Raw genomic sequence first — 16,499 nt, forward strand, 5'->3', positions numbered from 1 at the left:
TGTTTCTGTCACAAATCGGTAAGTCTGATAACGTGCGTCTATCGATTGCAGCCGCTATGCTGGGCTCGCAACTTCATGGACGCACGTTATGACCCTCACAGAATTACGCTACATCGTCACTCTCGCCCAGGAGCAGCACTTCGGCCACGCCGCCGAGCGTTGCCATGTCAGCCAGCCCACCCTGTCCGTCGGTGTCAAAAAGCTTGAGGACGAGCTTGGCGTGCTGATCTTCGAGCGCAGCAAGAGCGCGGTGCGCCTGACGCCAGTCGGTGAAAGCATCGTCGCCCAGGCACAGAAGGTACTGGAGCAGGCGCAGGGCATCCGCGAACTGGCCCAGGCCGGCAAGAACCAGCTCACCGCCCCGCTCAAGGTCGGTGCTATCTACACCGTCGGCCCTTACCTCTTCCCGCACCTGATCCCGCAGCTGCACCGCGTGGCACCGCAGATGCCGCTGTACATCGAAGAGAACTTCACCCATGTGCTGCGCGAAAAACTGCGCAATGGTGAACTCGACGCAGTGATCATCGCCCTGCCGTTCAACGAAGCCGACGTGCTGACGCTGCCACTGTACGATGAGCCATTCTGTGCCCTGATGCCCGCCGACCACCCCTGGACGGCGAAAAAGACCATCGACACCGCCATGCTCAACGACAAGAGCCTGCTGCTGCTCGGCGAGGGCCACTGCTTCCGCGACCAGGTTCTGGAGGCCTGCCCAACGCTGAACAAAGGCGGCGAAGGCGCCAAGCACACCACGGTGGAGTCCAGCTCGCTGGAAACCATCCGCCATATGGTCGCTTCGGGCCTGGGCGTGTCGATCCTGCCGCTTTCGGCGGTGCACAGCCACCACTACGCGCCGGGGGTCATCGAAGTGCGCCCGCTTACCGCACCGGCACCCTTCCGCACCGTAGCCATCGCCTGGCGCGCCAGCTTCCCGCGGCCCAAGGCCATCGAGATCCTTGCCGACTCGATTCGCCTCTGCTCGGTAGCCAAGCCCGCTGTGGAACAACCGGCCTGAGTCATGACTGAGCTGTCGAAGGTCTCTGTCACCGCGCTCAAGGGCGTAGGCGAAGCCATGGCGCAGAAGCTCGCCAAGGTCGGCCTGGAAAACCTGCAGGACGTGTTGTTCCACCTGCCGCTGCGCTACCAGGACCGCACCCGGGTGGTGCCTATCGGCGCCCTGCGTCCCGGCCAGGACGCCGTGATCGAAGGCGTGGTCAGTGGCGCCGATGTGACCATGGGCAAACGCCGCAGCCTTGTCGTGCGCCTGGGCGATGGCAGCGGCGTGCTCAGCCTGCGCTTCTATCACTTCAGCAATGCGCAGAAGGAAGGCCTCAAGCGCGGTACCCACCTGCGCTGCTATGGCGAGGCCCGCCCCGGCGCCTCGGGCCTGGAGATCTACCACCCGGAGTACCGTGCACTCAATGGCGACGAGCCGCCGCCGCCGGTCGAGCAGACCCTGACGCCGATCTACCCGTCCACCGAAGGCCTCACACAACAGCGCCTGCGCCTGCTCTGCCAGCAGAGCCTGGATATGCTTGGCCCACGCAGCCTGCCGGATTGGTTGCCGGACGAACTGGCCCGGGACTACCACTTGGCACCGCTGGACGATGCCATCCGCTACCTGCACAACCCTCCGGCCGATGCCGACCTTGATGAGCTTGCCGAAGGCCAGCACTGGGCCCAGCATCGCCTTGCCTTCGAAGAGCTGCTCACCCACCAGCTGTCGCAACAGCGCCTGCGTGAAAGCCTGCGCAGCTTGCGCGCTCCGGTTCTGCCCAAGGCCAATAGCCTGCAGGTGCAGTATCTGGCCAACCTGGGCTTCAAGCCGACCGGCGCACAGCAGCGGGTAGCCGATGAAATCGCCTACGACCTGAGCCAGGCCGAGCCGATGATGCGCCTGGTACAGGGCGATGTCGGCGCCGGCAAGACCGTGGTTGCCGCACTGGCGGCGCTGCAGGCACTGGAGGCCGGCTACCAGGTGGCGCTGATGGCGCCCACCGAGATTCTCGCCGAGCAGCACTACATCACCTTCAAGCGCTGGCTGGAGCCGCTGGGCCTGGAAGTCGCCTGGCTGGCCGGCAAGCTCAAGGGCAAAGCCCGCGCCAGCGCCCTGGAACAGATCGCCAACGGTGCGCCGATGGTGGTGGGTACCCACGCGTTGTTCCAGGAAGAAGTGCAATTCAAGCACCTGGCCCTGGCGATTATCGACGAACAGCACCGTTTTGGTGTGCAACAACGTCTGGCCCTGCGCAAGAAGGGTGTTGCAGGCGAACTGTGCCCGCACCAGCTGATCATGACCGCCACGCCGATCCCGCGCACGCTGGCGATGAGCGCCTATGCCGACCTCGACACCTCGGTGCTCGACGAACTGCCGCCAGGGCGCACGCCGGTGAACACCGTGCTGGTCGCCGACAGCCGGCGCTTCGAGGTGGTGGAGCGGGTGCGCGCCGCTTGCGCCGAAGGGCGCCAGGCCTATTGGGTCTGCACCCTGATCGAAGAGTCCGAAGAACTTACCTGCCAGGCAGCCGAGAGTACCTACGAGGAACTGGGCAGCGCCTTGGGTGAACTGCGCGTGGGCCTGATCCACGGGCGCATGAAACCTACGGAAAAGGCCGCGGTGATGGCCGAATTCAAGCAAGGCGACCTGCAACTGCTGGTCGCAACCACGGTGATCGAGGTGGGTGTGGACGTGCCCAACGCCAGCCTGATGATCATCGAGAACCCCGAACGCCTGGGCCTTGCCCAACTGCACCAGTTGCGCGGCCGGGTAGGCCGGGGCAGCGCGGTGAGCCACTGCGTGCTGCTGTATCACCCGCCGCTGTCGCAGATCGGCCGCGAACGCCTGGGGATCATGCGCGAAACCAACGACGGCTTCGTCATCGCTGAAAAGGACCTGGAGCTGCGCGGCCCGGGCGAGATGCTCGGGACGCGCCAGACCGGCTTGTTACAATTCAAGGTCGCCGACCTGATGCGCGATGCCGACCTGTTGCCAGCCGTGCGCGACGCCGCACAAGCCCTCATTGCACGCTGGCCCGAGCACGTCAGCCCGCTGCTCGACCGCTGGCTGCGCCACGGCCAGCAATATGGCCAAGTGTGACGTCAGTACCAGAATGGATCCAGCTTTGCGACCAGACTGGTTATACTTCGCGTTTAAAAGAATCAGTGGATACGGACCATGACTGAAGCTGCCCTGGACACCGCAACCCCACACGCACCGTCTGTCATCCGGCTGTTGCTCGAAAAACTGGGTGTTGCCTATCGCGAGGTGCCAGAGCATACGCAACTGCCGGCTGCTTCACGGGTACAGGCGATCCTGCTGGATGACGAGATCGGCGCATTGATGGTGCTGTTCCCGCAGAGCAAGCTGCTGGACCTCAATCGTCTGGAAGAGCTGACGGGCCGCAAGCTCAAAGCCGTGCCTGTACAACGCCTGAAGCAGATGCTCGACAAGCACCATCTGAAGGCCTTGCCTGCGATTCCGGCGCTGACCAGCTCGCCCTGCCTCTATGAGGGCAAGTTGCTCGATGCCGAACGCCTGCTGATCCAGTCCGGCGAAGCCGGTCTGTTGCTGGAAATCCAGCGTGACGACTTCAAGCACATGATGCAAAAGGCCAGCGCTGGCACTTTCGGCCAACCCGTCAGGGAAATCCGCCCCAATCTCGACCGCCCGGATGATGACTCCAGGGAGATTACCCTAGCAGTGCAGGCATTCACCGCCCGCCGCATCCAGAAGCGCCTGGAAGAAACCATCGAGATACCGCCGCTGGCCGATACGGCGCAGAAAATCATCAAGCTGCGGGTCGACCCCAATGCCAGCATCGACGACATCACCGGCGTGGTCGAAACCGACCCGGCCCTGGCCGCACAGGTGGTCAGCTGGGCAGCCTCGCCCTATTACGCCTCCCCAGGCAAGATCCGCTCGGTGGAAGATGCCATCGTCCGCGTCTTAGGCTTCGATCTGGTGATCAACCTGGCCCTGGGCCTGGCATTGGGCAAGACGTTGAGCCTGCCCAAGGACCACCCGCAACAGGCGACGCCTTACTGGCAGCAGTCGATCTACACCGCGGCGATCATCGAAGGCCTGACCCGGGCCATGCCTCGGGCCGAACGCCCTGAAGCCGGCCTGACTTACCTGGCCGGGCTGTTGCACAACTTCGGCTATCTGCTGCTGGCGCATGTGTTCCCGCCGCACTTCTCGCTGATCTGCCGCCATCTGGAGGTCAACCCGCACCTGTGCCACACCTATGTGGAGCAGCACCTGCTGGGTATCAGCCGCGAGCAGATCGGCGCCTGGCTGATGAAGCTGTGGGACATGCCCGAAGAGCTGTCGACCGCGCTGCGCTTCCAGCATGATCCTGCCTATGACGGCGAATACTCGGCGTACCCCAACCTGGTGTGCCTGGCGACCCGCCTGCTGCGCTGCCGCGGCATCGGCTCGGGGCCGCAGGAGGCGATCCCCGACGAATTGCTGGAGCGCCTGGGCATTACCCGGGAGAAAGCTGAGGACGTCGTGAACAAGGTGCTCGAGGCCGAGAGTTTGCTGCGCGAACTGGCGTCGCAGTTCAACGCACCGCACTGAAAACGTTGGGGCTGCACAGCAGCCCCAGCTGTTCAGCCTTTTTTCTTCTTCGGTTTCAGGTATTTCATCAAACCCTGGAACCACATCACCAGCGCCGGATTGCCCTTGATCTGGATGCTCTTGTCCTGAATGCCCTGCATGAACGCCAACTGCTTGTTGCTCGCCTGCATCGTGGCGAAGCCATAGGCAGCGTCCTTGAAGGCAATGGCAAAGGCTGGCTGCGGATGAGCGCCACCTTTGCTGCTGATGCGTTCGCCACTGACGATGAAGTGCCGGGCAACCTTGCCATCGAGCGTCTGCATCTGGAACACCAGGTCCTTGTCCTTGAGTTGCTGCTGAAATGCCGGGTTGTTACGGCTGGCCTTGGCCATCAACAACCCCATGGCCCAGAGAAGAAAGCGGAACTTCATCAACGCGCCTCGAATATAAAATGACCGAAGCGCACAGTTTATCCGTTTCCTGAACTATTTACGCACATTCGCAGCTCGATGCTTTCCGAAAGCACAACGGGCGCACTGAGGCGCCCGTTTGAGCAGAGGCTGCAAGTCAAGCGTCGGTCATTTGGCTTTCTTGGCCGGCTTGGCGGGCACATTGACGCTGTCACGCAGGTTTTTGCCAGGCTTGAAGGCCACAGTATTGCTGGCCTTGATCTTTACCGGCTCACCGGTCTGAGGATTCTTGCCGGTACGGGCGCCGCGATGCCGTTTTTCAAAAGTGCCGAAGCCGACGAGGGTCACGGTGTCTTTGTCCAGCGCACCGGTGATGCTGTCGAGAATGGCATTGAGCACCTGATTGGCCTTTTCCTTGGTCAGATCGGCCTTTTCGGCGATGACGGCGGCGAGTTCTGGTTTACGCATAATGAAGCCTCTTTGACGGGAATTCTTGTTGTTATTGCCGTGCTGCCCGTGAAGCAGCGTTCAAGGCACCGCAGGCTCTAATCTGCGGCAGACGGAAGTGAGAATGGCACGCCGACCGGGGCCGCGCCAGTATCTGGGCGGCCATTGTGCGGTCAACTACAGGATAAATCCGACAGAACGCCCGCTGTTTACGCCATCAGCGCAGGCAGCTGCCGGTTCAGGGCCAGTTTTTCCATGACGGCGCTGCCTGTCAGGGCATAGCCCAGCAACTGGCCGTCAGCAGCGTGACAGAGCACTTTCAGGTCACTGCCCTGCCCTTGCACCTGCCAGGTACCTTCGCAACCAGGCGGCGGCGGCGAAACCACCAACGGGCAAGCCGGTGTTTTCACAGTGATGGGCATCGGCCCGTAACTGACCTGCGTCGGGTTGCCTGTCAAAGTCTGGGCCAGGGCTCGAGCGCAGGCCATCAATGGCATCACATAGAGCAGGTTGATACCTTCGACTTCAGCACAGTCGCCCAGTGCGAAAATGTTGCCGTGGGAGGTGCGCAGTTGGCGGTCCACGACTACGCCGCGGTTGGTCTGCAGGCCGGCTGCAGCGGCAAGGTCGGTGCGTGGGCGCAGGCCGATGGCCGATACCACCAGGTCGCAGGCGATCACGCTGCCATCGGACAAATGCGCCTCAAGGCCTTCGCTCACCTGCTGCAGGCGAGTGAGTACGGGGCCCAGGTGAAAACGCACGCCCAGCCCTTGCAACCCACCCTGAACGGCAGCGGCAGCGGCAGGATGCAACAGGGTCGGCATGACCTGCTCGCACGGCGCCACCACATCGACCTCAAAGCCACCCAGGCGCATGTCATTGGCGAACTCGCAGCCGATCAGGCCGGCCCCGAGGATCAGTACACGCTGCTTGCCAGCCGCGGCAGCACGCAAACGTGCGTAGTCTTCCAGATCATTGACCGGGAACACATGATCTGCCCCGTCACCCTCCACCGGCACCTGCACGGTCTGCGCGCCCCAGGCCAGCACCAGATCGCGATACTCCACCGCTTCTTCGCCAATCCACAGGCGCTTGTGGCCAGGGTCGATACCGCTGATACGCGTGTGGGTGCGGATAACCGCCTTGAGTTGCTCGGCCATGGCCCCCGGCTCGGCCATGCACAGGCCGTCCGCGTCCTTCTGCTTGGCGAAGCCGGTAGAAAGCATGGGCTTGGAATAGGAGCGACCGTCGTCGGCGGTAATCAGCAGCAGCGGCGTATCGCCATCGAGCTTGCGAAACTCACGGGCGACGTTATAGCCGGCCAGGCCGGTCCCGATGATGACCACGGGGGACGTCATTTCGTGCTTTCCTCTTGGTTGAACAGCATGGCGATCAGCCGATGGCGATCATTTCAAAGTCGCTTTTGCCGACGCCGCAATCGGGGCACAGCCAATCCTGCGGCACATCCTCCCACCGGGTACCCGGCGCGATGCCGTCATCCGGCCATCCTTGGGCCTCGTCGTAGATCAGGCCACAGACAATACACTGCCACTTCTTCATGATTTGTCGTTCCTCGGTACAGGCTCAGGCTATGTCAATCGGGCTCAGGGCCCTTACGCGGGCATTATGCAAGCAGTTGGGGCAATCATGCTAAGCTCGCCGCCTCTCTGGCTCTAATCAAGCATATCGACGTGTCGTACGAATCCCCGCAAGCAGCCGCTGTCGCGTGGCTGGCGTATCCACAACTGGCGGTCGATACCGACCAGCCTGCCCTCGACTGGCTGTTCGACGAAGGTTCCCTGACTCGCCGCCTTACCCGACTGTCTCACGATCATTTCAGCGTCACTCCGCTGTTCGAGGGCTGGCAGGCGCTGCGCGATGACGAATGCCTGGCGCTGGGTATCGCGCCAGGCGCTGAAGGCTGGGTGCGCGAGGTGTACTTGCGCGGCCATGGTCAGCCGTGGGTCTTCGCCCGCAGTGTGGCCAGCCGTAGCGCCTTGGAACACGGCGGTTTGCACCTGGAAACCTTGGGCAGCCGTTCGCTGGGCGAGTTGTTGTTCTGCGACCAGGCGTTCATCCGTCACCCCATTGAAGTGTGCACTTATCCACAGCAGTGGTTACCTGTCGAAGCGGCCCATGCAGGGTTGTGGGGGCGGCGCTCGCGCTTCGAGCGCGATGGCCTCGATCTGCTGGTGGCCGAAGTATTCCTGCCGGCACTGTGGCAAGCAGCCAAGGAGGAAAACTGCTGATGTACCTGCAACTGCTCAAGTCGCTCAACCGCGTGCACCCGCGCGCCTGGGACTTCATCCAGCTCAGTCGCATGGACCGGCCGATCGGCATCTACCTGCTGCTGTGGCCGACCCTGACGGCGGTGTGGATTGCAGGCCTTGGTTCGCCCACCTTGGCCAACGTGCTGATCTTCGGCCTAGGCGTGGTGCTGATGCGTGCCGCTGGCTGCTGCATCAATGACTTCGCCGATCGCAAGGTCGATGGCCACGTTAAACGCACCGCCGACCGCCCGCTGGCCAGTGGCCGGGTCAAGCCACGCGAGGCGCTGGCGCTGTTCGGGATCCTGGTGGCGGTGAGCTTCCTGCTGGTGCTGTGTACCAACAGCAAGACTGTGTGGCTGTCATTCGGCGCGGTGGCTTTGGCGTTCTGTTACCCGTTCATGAAGCGCTACACCTATTACCCGCAGGTAGTGCTGGGGGCTGCGTATTCCTGGGGTATCCCCATGGCCTTCACTGCCGCCGGCGGCGAGTTGCCGGCCAGCGCCTGGCTGCTGTACATCGCCAACCTGCTGTGGACGGTGGGTTACGATACCTACTACGCCATGGTCGACCGGGACGATGACCTTAAGATCGGGGTGAAATCGACCGCGATCCTGTTCGGCGAGTCCGACCGGGTGATCATTCTGACCCTGCAGATGCTGTCGCTGGGCTGCCTGTTGCTGGCGGGAAGCCGCTTCGAGCTGGGTGGCTGGTTCCACCTTGGGCTGCTGGGTGCCGCACTGTGCTTTGCCTGGGAGTACTGGTCGACGCGCAAGCTGGACAGAGAGTCGTGCTTCAAGGCGTTTCTGCACAATCACTGGGCGGGGCTGCTGGTATTCATGGGTGTGGTGCTCGATTACGCCCTGCGCTGAACACAACCTCGGCAAGCCACCCTGTGGAAGCCGGCTTGCCGGCGATTGGGCCGCAAAGCGGCCCCAGCCATCTCAAGGCTTGGCGACGTGCCAGACGTCTTTCAAACCATCACCGGTCATGTCCCCAGCCTTCTTGTCCTTCACGAAGGTATACAGGGGCTTGCCGTCATATGCCCACTGCTTCTTGCCATCGTCGCGCATCACCACCGACCACTTGTCCTTGGCAGGCTCGTCATCGGCCTTGACCAGCAGCGGCGGCCAGTTGGTGGCGCACTCGCCATTGCACATCGACTTGCCGCCAGCATCCTTGTCGAAGGTGTACAGCGTCATGCCCGCGTGATCGACCCACATGCCGTCCTTCTCCATGGCATGGTGGGCCGACGCTACCCCGGGCAGTGCCAGTGCAGCGCAAAGGGCCATCCAGCTCAGCGTGTGTCGTGTCATTGGAATCACCGTGAATTCGGGGGGTGGAATGAGTTCGAACAGCCGCCGCAGCGGCCCCTCAAAGCCTAGCCCAGTCATGCAATGTCGCCAGAATGGCCAACACCCTGTCACACAGCTGCAATAATTCCGTTATCTAATGCGGGCCAGACCCGATATTCCAGGAGAGGTTTAAAGCATGGTTGGCAGAAACATTCTGATCGTCGACGACGAAGCGCCCATTCGCGAGATGATCGCCGTTGCATTGGAAATGGCCGGCTATGACTGCCTGGAAGCCGAGAACTCCCAACAGGCCCACGCAATCATCGTCGACCGTAAACCGGACCTGATCCTGCTCGACTGGATGCTGCCGGGCACCTCCGGCATCGAGTTGGCTCGCCGCCTCAAGCGCGATGAGCTCACCGGCGATATCCCGATCATCATGCTCACCGCCAAGGGCGAAGAGGACAACAAGATCCAGGGCCTGGAAGTCGGCGCCGACGACTACATCACCAAACCCTTTTCGCCTCGTGAACTGGTGGCGCGCCTGAAGGCCGTGCTGCGCCGCGCCGGCCCAAGCGACAGCGAAGCCCCTATCGAAGTCGGCGGCCTGCTGCTCGACCCGATCAGCCACCGCGTGACCATCGACGGCAAGCCGGCCGAAATGGGCCCTACCGAATACCGCCTGCTGCAGTTCTTCATGACCCACCAGGAACGCGCCTACACCCGGGGCCAGTTGCTCGACCAGGTCTGGGGTGGCAACGTCTACGTCGAGGAACGCACCGTCGATGTGCACATCCGCCGCCTGCGCAAGGCACTGGGTGAAGCCTACGAAAATCTGGTACAAACCGTCCGGGGCACTGGCTACCGCTTCTCGACCAAAAGCTAGCTGCGAGCTTCCAGCCTCAAGCTGCAAGGAAAAGCCAGCAGCATCCAGGCTGGAAAAAGGACTATCAGCATCACCGATCCGCTTCTTCTTGCAGCTTGTAGCTCGCAGCTTGCGGCTGGATCCGAAGGATCTGTCAATTGAACCAGAACTGGCACGCAACCCTCATTCGCCACCTGCTCCTGCTGATCACTGTCTGCCTGATAGGCGGCCTGGTCAGCGGTTATTACGGCTGGAGCCTGGCCATCGGCCTGGGCCTGTACCTGGGCTGGACCCTCAAACAGTTGCTGCGCCTGCATGACTGGTTGCGCAACCATCAGCCCGACGAAGCACCGCCCGACGGCTATGGCCTGTGGGGCGAGGTGTTCGACAGCATCTACCACCTGCAACGCCGCGACCAGCGCGTACGCGGCCGTCTGCAGGCAGTGATCGACCGGGTACAGGAGTCCACGGCCGCACTGCGCGACGCGGTGATCATGCTCGACAGCGACGGCAACCTGGAATGGTGGAACCGCGCCGCAGAAACCCTGCTGGGCTTCAAGACTCCGCAAGATGGCGGCCAGCCGGTCACCAACCTGGTACGCCACCCACGCTTCAAGGAATACTTCGAGTCGCAGAACTTTGCCGAACCGCTGGAAATTCCCTCCCCCATCAATGACCGCATGCGCGTGCAGCTGCACCTCACCCGCTACGGCAACAACGAACACCTGATGCTGGTGCGCGACGTTACTCGCATCCATCAGCTCGAACAGATGCGCAAGGACTTCGTGGCCAACGTCTCGCACGAGTTGCGTACACCGCTGACGGTGATAGCCGGTTACCTGGAAACCCTGCTGGATAACGTCGAAGACGTGAACCCGCGCTGGAACCGGGCGTTGCAGCAGATGAGCCAGCAAGGCTCGCGCATGCAGGCCCTGCTCAACGACCTACTGCTGCTGGCCAAGCTGGAAGCCACCGATTACCCGTCGGACAACCAGCCGGTGGCGGTCGACACCCTGCTCGGTGCGATCATGAGCGACGCCCAGGCGCTGTCCGGGCCGCGCAACCAGCGCATTACCCTGGAGGCAGCGCCGGGCCTTCGCCTCAAAGGCAGCGAGTCGGAGTTGCGCAGCGCTTTCTCCAACCTGGTGTTCAACGCGGTGAAGTACACCCAGGACGAAGGCAACATCCGTATCCGCTGGTGGGCCGACGACCAGGGCGCCCACCTGTCAGTGCAGGACTCGGGGGTCGGTATCGACGCCAAGCACCTGCCGCGCCTGACCGAACGTTTCTACCGCGTCGACTCCAGCCGCGCGTCCAACACAGGAGGCACCGGCCTGGGGCTGGCGATCGTCAAGCATGTGCTCATGCGCCATCGCGGGCGCCTTGAGATCAGCAGCGTACCGGGCCATGGCAGTACCTTCACCTGTCACTTTGCCCCCGCACAACTGGCTAACGGTGACGCTTGATTCCAAGGGCCACTTTGCTTTTGCCGCCCCAGCCGCTACATTGACCCCCCTGTGCCAGCAAAAGCTGGCACTTTTTTTCTACCTTCCCCAAAGACGGACCCCGTAAAAAATCCATCATGGACCCTTCCCCTGGTATCAGCCTCACCTCGTTATTCGCCGATTTCGGCATGATTCTCTTTGCCCTGTTCCTGGTGCTGCTCAACGGCTTTTTCGTAGCCGCCGAGTTCGCCATGGTCAAGCTGCGCTCAACGCGTGTCGAATCCATTGCCGAGCAGCACGGCTGGCGCGGCAGCATCCTGCGCAAGGTACACAACCAGCTCGACGCCTACCTGTCGGCCTGCCAGCTGGGTATCACCCTCGCCTCCCTGGGCCTTGGCTGGGTCGGTGAGCCGGCATTCGCCCACCTGCTCGAACCGCTGCTGGCGTACCTGGGCGTGGACACGCCAGAGTTGATCAAGGGTGTCTCGTTCTTCGTCGCGTTCTTCGTCATCTCGTACCTGCACATCGTGGTCGGTGAACTGGCGCCCAAATCCTGGGCGATCCGCAAGCCCGAACTGCTGTCGCTGTGGACCGCGGTGCCGCTTTACCTGTTCTACTGGCTGATGTACCCGGCCATCTACCTGCTCAACGCCAGTGCCAACACCATCCTGCGCTTTGCCGGCCAGGGCGAGCCTGGCCCGCACCACGAGCACCATTACAGCCGTGAAGAGCTCAAGCTGATCCTGCACTCCAGCCGTGGCCAGGACCCGAGCGACCAGGGCATGCGTGTGCTGGCCTCGGCCGTGGAGATGGGCGAGCTGGAAGTGGTCGACTGGGCCAACTCGCGTGAAGACATGGTCAGCATCGACGCCCATGCGCCACTCAAGGAAATCCTGGCTCTGGTGCGCCGCCACAAGTTCAGCCGCTATCCGCTGTACGACGCCGAGCGTGAGGAGTTCACCGGGCTTTTGCACATCAAGGATCTGCTGCTGGAACTGGCCGAACTCGAGCACCTGCCGGAAACCGTTGACCTCGAAGACTTGGCCCGCCCGCTGGAGCGTGTATCGCGGCACATGCCGTTGTCCCAGCTGCTGGAACAGTTCCGCAAGGGCGGCGCGCACTTCGTGCTGGTCGAGGAGGCCGATGGCAAGGTGATCGGCTACCTGACCATGGAAGATGTGCTGGAAGTGCTGGTGGGCGACATTCAGGACGAACACCGCAAGACCGAGCGCGGCATCCTGGCCTACCAGCCAGGCAAGCTGCTGGTGCGTGGCGACACGCCGCTGTTCAAGGTGGAGCGCTTGCTGGGCATCGACCTTGACCACATCGAAGCGGAAACCCTGGCCGGGCTTATCTACGAAACGCTAAAGCGCGTGCCTGAGGAAGAGGAAGTGCTGGAAGTCGAAGGCCTGCGCATCATCATCAAGAAGATGAAAGGGCCCAAGATCGTGCTGGCCAAGGTGCTCAAGCTCGGCTGAGCTGGCGGGGCCGCTTGGCGGCCCCGTGGATGCTTGTGTTCAGTGTGCAGATTTCACGTGCTTGCGAGACGTCAGGTCCAAACCAACGGCCCTCATCACGGCCAGCATAGTTTTAAGCGTAGGGTTACCCTTTTCCGAGAAGGACCGGTAAAGGTGCTCTCGGGATACACCTGCCTCATTCGCAATGGCAGACATTCCTTTAGCCCGAGCTACTACGCCAAGGGCCTGTGCGATGTAGGCAGCATCACCCGTTTCAAAAGCGTCTTCCATGAAGACGGCAATGGACTCAGCGTCCGTCAACGCTTCGGCTGGGTCATAGTCATAGAATTGCTCTTTCACTCGTCGTCCCTCCACTGACTGGCCAAGCCTTTAGCTGTCTCGATATCTCGCGCCTGGCTGCTCTTGTCTCCACCACACAACAACAGGACAAGCTGATTTCCACGCTGCTGGAAATACACTCGGTAACCGGGGCCGTGGTGGATGCGCAGTTCACTAACGCCTTGGCCCACCGGCTGGACATCACCAGCTAAACCATGCGCTAAACGAAATACACGTGCAGCGATGATCGCCCTTGCCTGTTTGTCTCGGAGCTTCTGCTCCCAGTTTCTGAAGGTGGTCGTTTGTTTGATACTCTTCATAAGCATTTATGTAGCTTATAAATCACAGCCAGGCAAGCAATTTCAGGGATTTCCCGCAGTAAAGTTCGGCAAACCGCCAATCGGCCGGTCGAACTGGAAGGGGATCGACTCCAGCGCCAAGCCGACGTTGCGCTGCACCACGAAATGCAGGTGAGGGCCTGTGCTGTTGCCGGTATTGCCCGACTTGGCCAACGCCTGCCCCAACGCCACCTGCTGCCCCTCGGCCACTACCACTGAACCGCGCATCAGGTGCAGATACACTCCCATCGTGCCGTCCGGGTGAAGGATGCGCACGAAATTGCCCGAGGGGTTGGTACCTCTTCCGCTCTGGCTGTTCTCGATCTTCACCACCATCCCACCCCTCGCCGCAATGATCGGGGTGCCCTCCGGCATGGCGATGTCCATGGCATGACGGCCCTTGGGACCGTAATGGCTGAAGCGGCCGTTGGGCCCTTGAGTCAGGCGGAAAGGGCCGCCTTTCCATGGGAAAGGATAACGATAAGCCTGCGAGCGCTGACCAGGGTCACCCATGGCGTACTGAAATTTGCTGGCATAACGGAGCGGCCCGCCGGGGGCCGCCAACACCGAGCTGAGCACCTTGGTCGAGCGTGGCCCGACTACGGCTCGCACGATCCGCGGGCCGTTGCCGCCGAAGGCATTGGCCAACTGATCGACGCGCAGTTCAACCTGCATGGGCACGTACAGCTCATTACGCACCAGGAAGCGCACGCCGCCCGGAAACGGCTCGGTTTGCAGGCGTACCTGACCCTCAACCTGCTCGAACATCGGCTCGCCCAGCTCCAGAGCCTTTGCCCCTGGGCTGGGGCGCTCGGAATAGGAAGCCACCCCGAAATTGTCAGTGGTCTTGTAAATGGTCATGCCCAGGCTCGACGCCGAGGCCGTGAGCGAGGCACAGAACAGCAGCAGGCGGGCGGCGGCGGGCATGATAGTGGCTTTTTGACAGTGATGTTCTATCGAAGCCTAGCAGTGGGATCTGGGAGCGGTATGACAGTTGGTCGGAAGACCGCCGCAGCCCTGTAGGAGCGGCCTTGCGTCGCGAAAGGGCCGCACAGCGGCCCCGTTTTGCAGCGCGGCAAGAATGGCTGGGGGGCTGCGCTGCAGCCCTTTCGCGACACAAGGCCGCTCCAACAGGGTCGGAGTACGACGAAACTAGGCGCCGGGGGTGAAGTGCTTCTGCGTAGTGCCGCGGGCAATCAGCCGCGACAGGTAGTCGAGCTTCTGTGCATCCTGGTCGACGAATTTGAAGGTCAGTTGCAGCCAGTCGCTTTCAGGTTTCGGCTCCAATGCCGCAATGGCATGCAGGTAACCATTCAGGCGGGCAACTTCAGCGCTCTCGCCCTGCTCAAGGTCCAGTACAGCGCCTTCGAGCACCTGTGGCAGCACTGCACTGCGACGTACCACCAGCAACGCCTCCTTAAGGCTCAGCGCCTTGATCACACAAGGCTGAGTACCACTGGAAAGGCGCAGCTGGCCTTGTCCACGCCCGGTCTGCGCAGCGGCTGCGGCGGCCGTCTGCGGTTTCGGTGCATTGATCAACGGCTTGGCCGGCGCAGCCGCAGCAGGCGCGGCCTTGACCGCTTCAGGTTTGCCCCCGGTCAGCGCGCTCAGCGAATCGTTGGCGAACGCCGAATTCACCCGCGCCTGGCCACCGGCGACCAAGCTTTCAAGCTTGCCGATCTTGGTCAGGGCTTTCTTCACCTTGGTCAGCAACTGCTCGTTGGTGAATGGCTTGCCGACAAAATCGGAGACGCCCGCCTGAATGGCCTGGATGACGTTTTCCTTGTCGCCGCGGCTGGTCACCATGATGAACTGCAGGCTCTTCATTTCTGGCTGCTGGCGGCACCAGGTCAGCAGCTCAAGGCCGGACATCTCGGGCATTTCCCAGTCGCACAGCACAAGGTCGAAGGTTTCCTTGCCCAGCATGGCCATGGCCTTGCGGCCGTTGACCGCATCTTCGATGACCATGCCCGGGAAGGCATTACGCAGGCACTTCCTCACCAGATCACGGATGAACGGGGCGTCATCCACGACCAGCACATTGACTTTACTCATCGATACTCCTCTTGAATCCCGACTAGCCTACCGCCGATTGGTGGCCATTTGCCAACACCTGGATCACGCCGGGACTTCTTTGCATCGTTCGCGGGTGCCTGCTGACTGCTCAAGCGCAAACGAAAACGCCCGGCGAAGGCCGGGCGTCGATGCTCGGGAGCAATCTTATTTATCGTCCGGTTCAGCCGGAACATTAACAATTTCGGCCTCATCGCCAGCGGTGCCCTGAACTTCGGCCTTCATGCGCTTGAGGCCCATGTGGCGTACATCGGTACCGCGCACCAGGTAGATCACCAGTTCCGATATGTTACGCGCGTGGTCGCCGATACGCTCCAGCGAACGCAGGGCCCAGATGACGCTCAGCACCCGCGAGATCGAGCGCGGGTCTTCCATCATGTAGGTCACCAGTTCACGCAGGGCGGTCTTGTACTCGCGGTCGATGGTCTTGTCGTACTGGGCAACCGACAGAGCCAGCTCGGCATCGAAGCGGGCGAAGGCATCCAGTGCGTCGCGCACCATGTTGCGCACCTGGTCGCCAATGTGGCGCACCTCGACGTAGCCGCGCGGCGACTCGCCTTCTTCGCACAACTGGATGGCGCGGCGGGCGATCTTGGTCGATTCGTCACCAATACGCTCCAGGTCGATCACCGACTTGGAAATGCTGATGATCAGGCGCAGGTCGGAGGCCGCCGGCTGGCGACGGGCGAGGATGCGCACGCACTCCTCGTCGATGTTGCGCTCCATCTGGTTGATCTGCTCGTCGACTTCACGCACCTGCTGGGCCAGGCCCGAGTCGGCCTCGATCAGCGCGGTGACCGCGTCATTGACCTGTTTCTCGACCAGCCCGCCCATGGCCAGGAGGTGGCTGCGCACCTCTTCGAGTTCGGCGTTGAACTGCTGGGAAATGTGGTGCGTCAGGCTTTCTTTGTTGATCATCGTTTAGCTCCGCGAAGCTGCAAGCTGCAAGCCTCAAGTAGTTCGTGTCGTTTCCTGGCTCCGCGCTGGCTGCTTTTTCTTGAAGCT

The 16,499-nt window shown here is 62.0% G+C and carries 18 protein-coding genes; 8 read left to right on the forward strand and 10 right to left on the reverse strand.

Translation table 11 applies throughout. From position 1 onward, the window contains the following. Positions 1-88 precede the first annotated feature (88 nt). The 3 genes from NGJ21_RS11680 (at position 89) to NGJ21_RS11690 (ending at position 4,579) form a co-directional block, all read left to right on the forward strand. Complete coding sequence (locus NGJ21_RS11680; RefSeq protein ID WP_012312115.1) at positions 89-1,015, forward strand: hydrogen peroxide-inducible genes activator; 927 nt, start codon at positions 89-91, stop codon at positions 1,013-1,015. Positions 1,016-1,018: 3 nt separating this feature from the next. Continuing rightward, positions 1,019-3,097 (forward strand): ATP-dependent DNA helicase RecG, encoded by a 2,079-nt coding sequence (gene recG / locus NGJ21_RS11685; protein ID WP_196997284.1) that lies wholly within the window; start codon positions 1,019-1,021, stop codon positions 3,095-3,097. A 78-nt stretch (positions 3,098-3,175) separates the two neighbouring features. After that, positions 3,176-4,579 (forward strand): aminoacyl-tRNA deacylase and HDOD domain-containing protein, encoded by a 1,404-nt coding sequence (locus NGJ21_RS11690; RefSeq protein WP_115273271.1) that lies wholly within the window; start codon positions 3,176-3,178, stop codon positions 4,577-4,579. Between the two features lie 32 nt (positions 4,580-4,611). Here NGJ21_RS11690 and NGJ21_RS11695 read toward each other — a convergent pair whose 3' ends face one another. The 4 genes from NGJ21_RS11695 to NGJ21_RS11710 form a co-directional block, all read right to left on the reverse strand. After that, positions 4,612-4,989, reverse strand: a complete 378-nt coding sequence (locus NGJ21_RS11695; RefSeq protein ID WP_039605049.1) for a helicase — start codon at positions 4,987-4,989, stop codon at positions 4,612-4,614. Positions 4,990-5,136: 147 nt separating this feature from the next. Continuing rightward, positions 5,137-5,436 carry an HU family DNA-binding protein gene (locus tag NGJ21_RS11700; RefSeq protein ID WP_039605050.1) on the reverse strand — a complete coding sequence of 100 codons (300 nt, stop codon included), beginning with the start codon at positions 5,434-5,436 and terminating at the stop codon, positions 5,137-5,139. 188 nt (positions 5,437-5,624) lie between these two features. Beyond that, positions 5,625-6,773 (reverse strand): NAD(P)/FAD-dependent oxidoreductase, encoded by a 1,149-nt coding sequence (locus tag NGJ21_RS11705; RefSeq protein ID WP_251962142.1) that lies wholly within the window; start codon positions 6,771-6,773, stop codon positions 5,625-5,627. Positions 6,774-6,807: 34 nt separating this feature from the next. Next, positions 6,808-6,975 (reverse strand): rubredoxin, encoded by a 168-nt coding sequence (locus NGJ21_RS11710; RefSeq protein ID WP_012312109.1) that lies wholly within the window; start codon positions 6,973-6,975, stop codon positions 6,808-6,810. Positions 6,976-7,106: 131 nt separating this feature from the next. Here NGJ21_RS11710 and NGJ21_RS11715 point away from each other — a divergent pair, with 131 nt between their 5' ends. Further along, complete coding sequence (locus tag NGJ21_RS11715; protein ID WP_119688041.1) at positions 7,107-7,664, forward strand: chorismate--pyruvate lyase family protein; 558 nt, start codon at positions 7,107-7,109, stop codon at positions 7,662-7,664. Further along, complete coding sequence (ubiA, locus tag NGJ21_RS11720) at positions 7,664-8,554, forward strand: 4-hydroxybenzoate octaprenyltransferase (protein WP_115273269.1); 891 nt, start codon at positions 7,664-7,666, stop codon at positions 8,552-8,554. Before NGJ21_RS11715 ends, ubiA begins: the two co-directional genes overlap by 1 nt. A 72-nt stretch (positions 8,555-8,626) precedes the next feature. On the opposite strand, the gene NGJ21_RS11725 is transcribed toward ubiA, so the two are convergent. Continuing rightward, positions 8,627-8,998: a COG4315 family predicted lipoprotein gene (locus tag NGJ21_RS11725; RefSeq protein ID WP_039604143.1), complete on the reverse strand. Its 372-nt coding sequence runs from the start codon at positions 8,996-8,998 to the stop codon at positions 8,627-8,629. 175 nt (positions 8,999-9,173) lie between these two features. Between NGJ21_RS11725 and phoB the strand changes: the two genes are divergently transcribed. The 3 genes from phoB to NGJ21_RS11740 all read left to right on the forward strand — a co-directional run bounded on the left by phoB (position 9,174) and on the right by NGJ21_RS11740 (position 12,765). Next, positions 9,174-9,863, forward strand: a complete 690-nt coding sequence (gene phoB, locus NGJ21_RS11730) for a phosphate regulon transcriptional regulator PhoB (RefSeq protein WP_012312105.1) — start codon at positions 9,174-9,176, stop codon at positions 9,861-9,863. Positions 9,864-10,000: 137 nt separating this feature from the next. Then, positions 10,001-11,308, forward strand: coding sequence for a phosphate regulon sensor histidine kinase PhoR (gene phoR / locus NGJ21_RS11735; protein WP_251962143.1), 1,308 nt, complete (start codon positions 10,001-10,003; stop codon positions 11,306-11,308). A 116-nt stretch (positions 11,309-11,424) separates the two neighbouring features. Beyond that, complete coding sequence (locus NGJ21_RS11740; RefSeq protein WP_046786848.1) at positions 11,425-12,765, forward strand: hemolysin family protein; 1,341 nt, start codon at positions 11,425-11,427, stop codon at positions 12,763-12,765. A gap of 39 nt (positions 12,766-12,804) precedes the next feature. On the opposite strand, the gene NGJ21_RS11745 is transcribed toward NGJ21_RS11740, so the two are convergent. From NGJ21_RS11745 to phoU, 5 genes are all read right to left on the reverse strand, one after another. Continuing rightward, positions 12,805-13,104 (reverse strand): addiction module antidote protein, encoded by a 300-nt coding sequence (locus NGJ21_RS11745; RefSeq protein WP_046786847.1) that lies wholly within the window; start codon positions 13,102-13,104, stop codon positions 12,805-12,807. Next, positions 13,101-13,403 (reverse strand): type II toxin-antitoxin system RelE/ParE family toxin, encoded by a 303-nt coding sequence (locus NGJ21_RS11750; protein ID WP_046787063.1) that lies wholly within the window; start codon positions 13,401-13,403, stop codon positions 13,101-13,103. The genes NGJ21_RS11745 and NGJ21_RS11750 overlap by 4 nt, the downstream gene beginning before the upstream one ends. Positions 13,404-13,445: 42 nt before the next feature. Next, positions 13,446-14,348: a peptidoglycan DD-metalloendopeptidase family protein gene (locus tag NGJ21_RS11755; RefSeq protein WP_046786846.1), complete on the reverse strand. Its 903-nt coding sequence runs from the start codon at positions 14,346-14,348 to the stop codon at positions 13,446-13,448. 225 nt (positions 14,349-14,573) lie between these two features. Then, on the reverse strand, positions 14,574-15,476 hold the full coding sequence (locus NGJ21_RS11760) for a response regulator (protein ID WP_046786845.1): 903 nt from the start codon (positions 15,474-15,476) through the stop codon (positions 14,574-14,576). Positions 15,477-15,641: 165 nt separating this feature from the next. After that, a complete protein-coding gene (phoU, locus tag NGJ21_RS11765; RefSeq protein WP_251962144.1) occupies positions 15,642-16,412 on the reverse strand; it encodes a phosphate signaling complex protein PhoU in 771 nt (256 codons plus the stop codon). Positions 16,413-16,499 lie beyond the last annotated feature (87 nt).

This window comes from Pseudomonas sp. Marseille-Q5299 (assembly GCF_943737035.1).
GTDB lineage: Bacteria > Pseudomonadota > Gammaproteobacteria > Pseudomonadales > Pseudomonadaceae > Aquipseudomonas > Aquipseudomonas putida_E.

Excerpts from the sequence above, each read along its gene's own strand:
- NGJ21_RS11680 (WP_012312115.1), top strand. The coding sequence starts at position 89 with ATGACCCTCACAGAATTACGCTACATCGTCACTCTCGCCCAGGAGCAG.
- recG (WP_196997284.1), top strand. The coding sequence starts at position 1,019 with ATGACTGAGCTGTCGAAGGTCTCTGTCACCGCGCTCAAGGGCGTAGGC.
- NGJ21_RS11690 (WP_115273271.1), top strand. The coding sequence starts at position 3,176 with ATGACTGAAGCTGCCCTGGACACCGCAACCCCACACGCACCGTCTGTC.
- NGJ21_RS11695 (WP_039605049.1), bottom strand. The coding sequence starts at position 4,989 with ATGAAGTTCCGCTTTCTTCTCTGGGCCATGGGGTTGTTGATGGCCAAG.
- NGJ21_RS11700 (WP_039605050.1), bottom strand. The coding sequence starts at position 5,436 with ATGCGTAAACCAGAACTCGCCGCCGTCATCGCCGAAAAGGCCGATCTG.
- NGJ21_RS11705 (WP_251962142.1), bottom strand. The coding sequence starts at position 6,773 with ATGACGTCCCCCGTGGTCATCATCGGGACCGGCCTGGCCGGCTATAAC.
- NGJ21_RS11710 (WP_012312109.1), bottom strand. The coding sequence starts at position 6,975 with ATGAAGAAGTGGCAGTGTATTGTCTGTGGCCTGATCTACGACGAGGCC.
- ubiA (WP_115273269.1), top strand. The coding sequence starts at position 7,664 with ATGTACCTGCAACTGCTCAAGTCGCTCAACCGCGTGCACCCGCGCGCC.
- NGJ21_RS11725 (WP_039604143.1), bottom strand. The coding sequence starts at position 8,998 with ATGACACGACACACGCTGAGCTGGATGGCCCTTTGCGCTGCACTGGCA.
- phoB (WP_012312105.1), top strand. The coding sequence starts at position 9,174 with ATGGTTGGCAGAAACATTCTGATCGTCGACGACGAAGCGCCCATTCGC.
- NGJ21_RS11740 (WP_046786848.1), top strand. The coding sequence starts at position 11,425 with ATGGACCCTTCCCCTGGTATCAGCCTCACCTCGTTATTCGCCGATTTC.
- NGJ21_RS11750 (WP_046787063.1), bottom strand. The coding sequence starts at position 13,403 with ATGAAGAGTATCAAACAAACGACCACCTTCAGAAACTGGGAGCAGAAG.
- NGJ21_RS11755 (WP_046786846.1), bottom strand. The coding sequence starts at position 14,348 with ATGCCCGCCGCCGCCCGCCTGCTGCTGTTCTGTGCCTCGCTCACGGCC.
- NGJ21_RS11760 (WP_046786845.1), bottom strand. The coding sequence starts at position 15,476 with ATGAGTAAAGTCAATGTGCTGGTCGTGGATGACGCCCCGTTCATCCGT.
- phoU (WP_251962144.1), bottom strand. The coding sequence starts at position 16,412 with ATGATCAACAAAGAAAGCCTGACGCACCACATTTCCCAGCAGTTCAAC.